At 67.8% G+C, this 6,644-nt stretch carries 7 protein-coding genes; 2 read left to right on the top strand and 5 right to left on the bottom strand.

Annotation, left to right across the window (positions count from 1 at the left end; all coding sequences use genetic code 11):
- Together ABIR74_RS13720 and ABIR74_RS13715 are read right to left on the bottom strand one after the other, a co-directional pair.
- The coding region (locus ABIR74_RS13720; RefSeq protein ID WP_348179086.1) for a fumarate hydratase at positions 1–264 on the bottom strand (264 nt) is incomplete at its 3' end.
- Entirely contained in the window at positions 261–1,469 is a 1,209-nt protein-coding gene (locus tag ABIR74_RS13715; RefSeq protein WP_348179084.1) for an FAD-dependent oxidoreductase, read from the bottom strand. The genes ABIR74_RS13715 and ABIR74_RS13720, both read right to left, overlap by 4 nt.
- A 133-nt stretch (positions 1,470–1,602) precedes the next feature.
- Between ABIR74_RS13715 and ABIR74_RS13710 the strand changes: the two genes are divergently transcribed.
- Complete coding sequence (locus ABIR74_RS13710) at positions 1,603–1,983, top strand: CBS domain-containing protein (protein ID WP_348179082.1); 381 nt, start codon at positions 1,603–1,605, stop codon at positions 1,981–1,983.
- Positions 1,984–1,998: 15 nt separating this feature from the next.
- Here ABIR74_RS13710 and ABIR74_RS13705 read toward each other — a convergent pair whose 3' ends face one another.
- Positions 1,999–2,889 (bottom strand): selenium metabolism-associated LysR family transcriptional regulator, encoded by an 891-nt coding sequence (locus tag ABIR74_RS13705; RefSeq protein ID WP_348179080.1) that lies wholly within the window; start codon positions 2,887–2,889, stop codon positions 1,999–2,001.
- A gap of 103 nt (positions 2,890–2,992) precedes the next feature.
- Between ABIR74_RS13705 and ABIR74_RS13700 the strand changes: the two genes are divergently transcribed.
- Positions 2,993–4,000, top strand: coding sequence for a DUF354 domain-containing protein (locus ABIR74_RS13700; RefSeq protein WP_348179078.1), 1,008 nt, complete (start codon positions 2,993–2,995; stop codon positions 3,998–4,000).
- Here the strand turns inward: ABIR74_RS13700 and ABIR74_RS13695 are convergent.
- Positions 3,989–5,953, bottom strand: coding sequence for a nucleoside-diphosphate sugar epimerase/dehydratase (locus tag ABIR74_RS13695; RefSeq protein ID WP_348179076.1), 1,965 nt, complete (start codon positions 5,951–5,953; stop codon positions 3,989–3,991). The genes ABIR74_RS13700 and ABIR74_RS13695 overlap by 12 nt on opposite strands.
- A 55-nt stretch (positions 5,954–6,008) precedes the next feature.
- The coding region (locus ABIR74_RS13690; RefSeq protein ID WP_348179074.1) for a DegT/DnrJ/EryC1/StrS family aminotransferase at positions 6,009–6,644 on the bottom strand (636 nt) is incomplete at its 5' end.

Below are 6,644 nucleotides of genomic sequence, written 5' to 3'. Positions count from 1 at the left end.
GAGCGGGAAGTGCTCGCCGACGCGGCAGGTGTAGACGGCGATGCCGGTGTCCTGGCAGACGAGGTTCTTCTGCTCGTCTGCGATCGAGACGTTGCGATGGATCGTCTCGAGAATTCGGATGCCCGTCTTCGAGGTCTCACGGTCGCGTGCGTCCGCGAGTGCGTCACGGAGGTCCTGCGGGATGTCCTTCAGCGCCCAGACATACAGGTGTGCTGCGGCATCTTCGACAGCTCCGTCGAGATCGGTGGTGGTTGTCGTGCTCATACGCTCGCTTTCTCCGAGGCTGCCCGTCCGGCACGCCGTCCGAAGACGACGCACTCGAGCAGCGAATTGCCCATCATGCGGTTGCGCCCGTGGGTGCCACCTGCAATTTCACCGCAGGCGTACAGGCCCTCGAGCGTGGTCTCGGCGCTCTCGTCGATCACGAGACCACCGTTCTGGTAGTGGAGGACCGGGAACGTGAGCAGGGGCTCCGTCAGTGGGTCGATGCCGGCGCCGCGGTAGCGCCGCAGCATGTACGGCAGCGAGATATCGGCGTCGGCCTCCGAGATGCGCGTGGTGTCGAGGTAGACCGCGGGACGGCCGTCCTCGGTCTCGACGCCACGGCCGGCCGCGACCTCGTCGAAGATCGCCTGCGAGACGACGTCACGAGGACCGAGCGAGTCAGTGAACTCCTCGCCGTTCGCGTTCAGGAGCACCGCCCCGTAGGCGCGGGTCGTCTCGGGGATCGAGTAGCCCTGCATCGTGACGGGCCAGGCGCCGCCGTTTGGGTGGTACTGCAGCGCATCGAGGTCGCGCGCCTCGGCTCCCAGGTCGAGCGCGATCCGGGTCACCTCGCCGGTTGCATTCGGGTGGTTGGTCGAGAGCTCGTGACGACGCTCGGCTTCGGCGTAACAGCGGCCTCCTGCGGCAAGGACGACCGTACCGGCGTCGAGCGTGACCGGGTCACCGTCCTTGACGTCGAACGACGCGCGCCAGCTGGACGGCGTCACCTCGAGGGCTGTGAGGGCGTGGTTCTGGAAGCTGCGTGCGCTGCCCCCCTCGTGCGCCTCGCGGAGCGCCTTCGTGATGGCGTGCCCGGTGCGGTCGCCCACCTGGAGAAGACGGTGCCGCGAGGCGCCGCCGCAGCGGGCCAGCCTGTAGCCGCCGTTCTCCCGGGTGAAGGCGCAACCGAGCTCCTCGAGCCAGTGGATCCCCGATTGGGCATCTCCGGTCAGCGCCTCGACGAGCCGCGGGTCGGCGGTGTCGTGCGACGACCGCATCATGTCCTCGGCGTGCAGCTCGGGCGAGTCGTCCGCTCCGAAAGGGGCCTGAATCCCACCCTGCGCCTTGGAGGAGTTGTTGGCCTGGATGGAGCCCTTTGTGGCGAGCGCGACACTCGCCCCGCCGCGTTCGGCCGCAACCGCCGCTGCGAGGCCCGAGGCGCCGCTGCCGATCACGAGCACGTCGTATCGCGCCGGAGGCGTCATGGTGCAAGCCTACCACGATTGGTTATTCGTTGCATTACGGAGACTTATTGAAGACAGGGCTTACGGTACCGCTACGCCGGCCTCCTCCGACGCCCGGCTAGGCGCTTTGGCGAGTCTCCGATAGACTCGCCCGATGTCCCGGCTCTCCGATGTAATGCGACCCGACTTCATCGAGGTTGCGCCGGAGGACACGCTGGGCGAGGTCGCCGAACGGATGACGGCAGTGAATGTCGGTGCCGTCGCCGTCAAGGACAGCGGCCGGCTGATCGGGATTCTGACCGAGCGAGATCTCCTCAAGGCGATGGCCGCGCGCGTTCACTCGAGCGAGGCGCGCGTCCGGCAGTGGATGACTTCCGATCCCGTCACCGCGTCGGCCGACACCGATGTCGAGGAGGCGGCGCGGGTCATGCTCGAGCACGGCTTCCGTCATCTCCCGGTGGTTGACGACGAGGACCGGGTGGTCGGTATCGTCAGCCTGCGGCGCGTCGTCAGCGCTTCGCAGACGCCTGCCTGACCTGGCTCAGCGCGCTTACGTCCGCGCGTTCACGAAGGTAACGAACTCGTCCGCTGCCCTCGTCGCAACCCGACCTGACGCCCGAACGAGCGAGATCTCCCGCGTGGCGTTCATTCCTGAGAGACGCGCCTCGGCCAGTGTCCCTGCGGCCAGGTCCGACTCCACGGCCGTTCGGGAGATGAACGTCACACCGTACCCGGCCTGCACCGCGCTTCGCACCGACTCCTGCAGTCCGAGCTCGAGCGATATCGCGAGATCGCGCAGCCTCACCCCCATCGAGCGCAGCTCGTCCTCCACCACCTGCCGCACGCCGGCGCCCTCCTGCATCACGATCAGCGTCTCCTCGCGCAGCTCGTCGAGCTCGATCGTGCGCCCGGCAAAAGAATGACCAGGCAGGCAGATCAGGATCACCTCGTCCTCGAGAATCGGCTCGAAGCGGACCGCCCGATGCCGGCGCGCGGCTCCGACGATGCCGAGCTCGAGCTCACGGTTGGCGACGAGGTCGACCACGGTCTGGGTGTCGTGCACCTCGAGTGCAACGCGCAGGTCGGGATGCTGCTGTTGAAACTCGCAGAGGAGAATCGGAACGGCTACCGCGGCCGGCCCCGTCGAAGCGCCGATCGAGAGCTCGCCGGTGAGGGCCCCTGCGCTCTCAGCGGACACCTCGTCGAGCATCTGCTCTTCGAGCTGAAGCAGCCGCTGCGCGCTACGAAAGAGCCGCAACCCGGCCTCGGTGGGCTCGACCCTCCGACCCGACCGATCGAGCAGCTGTGTGCCGAGCCGCTTCTCGAGCGATCGAACCTGGAGGGACACCGCGGGCTGCGTGACACCGAGTCGTTCGGCCGCCTGCGAGAAGCTGTGGAGCTCGACGACGGCACAGAATGCGGCGAGCTGACGCGTGTCCATAAGCGAATGTTATCTCAGGATCACGGATTGAGTGATAGTGGTCGGAGGCCGATATCGAGCTCCACGCGCCGACGGCGGCCGTCCGACACGATACGGTCGGAGCATGAAGGTCTGGATCGACATGACGAACTCGCCGCACGTGCCGTTCTTCCGGCCGCTGATCGCTCTGCTCGAGCAGCGGGGGCACGAGGTGCGGGTCTCGGCGCGCGACTTCGCACAGACGCTGGAGTTGCTCGAGGTGGCAGGGATCGCGCACGAGATCGTCGGCCCGCCCCACGGCGGCGGCGGACGCGCCGGAAAGATCCGGGCAATGGGCTCACGGCTGAGGGCGCTGCGATCGTGGGCGAGGCCGCAGAACTTCGCCCTCGCGCTCTCCCACGCCTCGCACGAGCTACCGCTCGCGGCGCGTTCGCTCGATGTCCGTTCGTCGTACGCCTACGACTACGAGTTCGCGCGCTCGCAACACACACTCGGCTCGCGCGCCGCCACCCGGGTGATCGTTCCGGATGCGATCCCGCAGAAACGGCTCGACCGCCTGGGTGCGAAGGCCACCAAGGTACGGCGGTACCCGGGCCTCAAGGAGGAGTACTACCTCTCGGGATTCACGCCCGACTCCGCCGTCCTCGACGTGCTCGACCTCGACCCGGCCCGCGTCCTCGCTGTCGTTCGCACCCCACCCGAGGTCTCCCTCTACCATCGCCACGGGAACCCGCTCTTCGCCGACGTGCTCGAGCGCCTCGGCAACGACCCCTCTGTCCAGGCCGTCGTTCTCCCCCGCACCCCGGCGCAGCGCGACGCGATCCGCGACGCGCCGCTCCCGTCGCTCGTCGTCCCCGAGCACGCGATCGATGCGCAAAGCCTGATCGCACTCGCCGACCTCGTCGTCTCCGCCGGCGGCACGATGAACCGCGAGGCCGTCGCGCTCGGAACGCCGGTCTGGACGACGTTCGCCGGAACTCTCGGCGCGATCGACGAGGGGTTGATCGAGGACGGACGGCTGGCCGAGTTGACCGACGCGGACGCTCTCGTGCTCGCGAAGAAGGAGGCGGCAGGTGCGCGCGAGCAGCGCGATCCGGAGCTGATGCTCGACCTGTTGCTCTCAGCTCTCTGAGCCAGGGACGGGTGTCAGCCCTACCTCATGATGCAAAGTGGGATCGGAGTCATCTGTGGATGGCACCGGGAGCTCTCCCGGGCCTCGAGCGGAAGCCGCAACCGCCCCGCGTCGTGGATCTGCGACGATCCGTCGCAACTCGTCCACGAGCGCCGTCGCATCGCCGGAATCGACAAGCCGCTCGAGCACCGCGAGCTCACCCTCGAGCCACGCGCCCTCGACCGGAGGCCGGGCGATCCGCTGGATTTTCGGGTGAGGGCTTGCCGACACGACCTCGCCCTCGCCGACGAGCACCTCGTGCAGCTTTTCGCCCGGCGCGGGGCCGATCACCTGGATCGCGATCTCGCTCCCCGGTTCCTTTCCCGAGAGGCGAATCATGTTCTCGGCCAGGTCCATGATCCGCACCGGGTCGCCCATATCGAGGACATAGACCTGCCCACGCTCCGCAATCGCGCCCGCCTGGACGACGAGCTGCACGGCTTCGGGGATCGTCATGAAGAACCGCGTCATGTCGGGATGCGTCACCGTCAACGGCCCGCCCCGCGCAATCTGGCGACGGAAGATCGGGATCACCGACCCGGACGAGCCGAGGACGTTGCCGAAGCGCACCGCGACGAACCGCGTCGAGACGTCGGCCCGGTGGCCCCACGTCTCGACGATCCACTCGCAGAGCGCCTTCGACTGACCCATGATCGTCTGCGGATTAGCCGCTTTGTCGGTCGAGACGAGCACGAACCGCTCGGCACCGAACTCGACTGCAGTATCGGCGACGGTGCGCGTCCCCAGGGTGTTGTTACGCACTGCCTCGAGCGGGTTCATCTCCATCATCGCAACGTGCTTGTAGGCGGCGGCGTGGAAGATCACGGTCGGGCGGTGACTCGCGAAGACCTGGCGCATCCTGACACCGTCCTTGACGTCCGCAACGACGGCCACACCGCTCAGGAAGCCGCGCTCGCGCGCGAGCTCGCGGTCGATCTCGAAGAGCGCTGGCTCCGAGTGGTCGACCAATACGAGCCTTGTCGGGCCGAGACGAGAGAGCTGCCTGCAGAGCTCCGACCCGATCGATCCACCCGCGCCGGTGACCATTACTACTTCGCCCGAGACGTAGCCGGCGATTGCCTCGAGATCGACCTCGACCGGCTCCCTCCCGAGTACGTCCTCGACCTCGACGGGCCGCAGCTGGGTCGCGAGACCCGAGTCGCCGCTCACGAGCTCGGCCAACCCGGGCAGTGTCTTGACGGGTAGTCCTCCTGCCCGCGCCGCCTCGACGACACGGCCGCGCACCTCGCCCGAGGCCGATGGCATCGCGATCAGCACCTCGTCTGGACGGCGGTCGCGGATGACCTGCGGCAGGTCTGCGGTCGTGCCGAGGACGCGGATCCCGTGGAGCCGCAGGTTGCGCTTGCGCGGATCGTCGTCGACGATCCCGATCGGTGTATAGCCGAGTGCGGGGTTGCGAAGCATCTCCTTGATCACGAGTTGGGCTGCATCCCCGGCGCCGACCACGATGGCCTCCTTCCCCCGTGCGACGACCTGACCCGGCAGCGGCCGCTCGATCAGCGTGCGGGCGAGCAGACGCGATCCGGCGACGAAGGCGAGACAGAGAAGCAGGTCGATGAACCAGACACCCTTCGGGACGCGGGCCGGGTGGAACTCGAAGAGGGTGAAGACGACGAAGGTAGCGAGCGAGGCGAGACACACCCCTCGCAGAGCCCCCCACATGTCTCGCGTCGAGACGTAGCGCCACCAGCGGTTGTAGAAGCCGGCGAGAGCGAACACCGTGAGCTGGATCCCGACGACGATCAGGATGATCTGCCAGTCGAGATAGTGGTTGTAATACACCGGCCGTCCCTGATCGAAGCGGAGGAGCCAGGCGAACGTCCAGGCAGCGGCGATCAGCGCCGCGTCCGTTGCTATCTGCCAGACCGCGTGGCGGTTGAACGGAGACCTCACCTCAGGACAGTTCGAGGAGCAGTAGCACGGGCCTGCACACTCGCCTCCAGCCGACTCACGCAGCCGTGACGGCCATGGCAGCGAGCACGGTCGAGACGACCTGCTCCTGCTCATCGGCACCGATGCAGCCCCAGAGCGGGAGCGCCAGGTTGTCGGCCGCCGCGCGCTCCGTCTCGGGCAGCGAGCCGGGCCTGTACCCGAGGTACCGCATCGCGGGCTGCAGATGCAGCGGAGTCACGTAGTACGAGGCGGAAGCGATGCCCGCTTCCTCGAGCGCTGCAGAGATCAGCGCTCGATCCGGCGTACGCACGACATACATGTGGTAGACGTGGCCCGGAACGTCAGGCGGCAGATCGACGACGTTGCCGAGGCCCAGCTCGGCGTAGCGTGCCGCTCCCGCGCGACGACCCTCGTTCCAGCCCGCGAGGTGCGGCAGGAAGACGCGCAGCGCCGCGGCCTGGATCGCGTCGAGCCGCGAGTTGGTCCCGATCAGCTCGAAGGTCTGCTTGTCGCGCGAGCCGTGAAAGCGAAGCATCCGCAGGCGCTCGGCCACCTCGGAATCCGTGCAGGCGACGAGGCCGCCGTCTCCGAGCGCGAACAGGTTCTTCGTCGGGAAGAAGCTGAAGGTGGAGCAGACCCCGGTGGTGGCCGTCCCGGCAGCGCCGAAGGCCTGAGCCGCGTCCTCGAGCAA

Source organism: Gaiella sp. (assembly GCF_039915195.1).
GTDB lineage: Bacteria > Actinomycetota > Thermoleophilia > Gaiellales > Gaiellaceae > Gaiella.
Note: the sequence above shows the minus strand (reverse complement) of the source record. Positions and strands in the feature narration are given on the sequence as shown.

Bases quoted from the DNA above. Each gene is read 5' to 3' on its own strand.
- ABIR74_RS13705 (WP_348179080.1), bottom strand. From the start codon at position 2,889: ATGGACACGCGTCAGCTCGCCGCATTCTGTGCCGTCGTCGAGCTCCAC.
- ABIR74_RS13710 (WP_348179082.1), top strand. From the start codon at position 1,603: ATGTCCCGGCTCTCCGATGTAATGCGACCCGACTTCATCGAGGTTGCG.
- ABIR74_RS13700 (WP_348179078.1), top strand. From the start codon at position 2,993: ATGAAGGTCTGGATCGACATGACGAACTCGCCGCACGTGCCGTTCTTC.
- ABIR74_RS13715 (WP_348179084.1), bottom strand. From the start codon at position 1,469: ATGACGCCTCCGGCGCGATACGACGTGCTCGTGATCGGCAGCGGCGCC.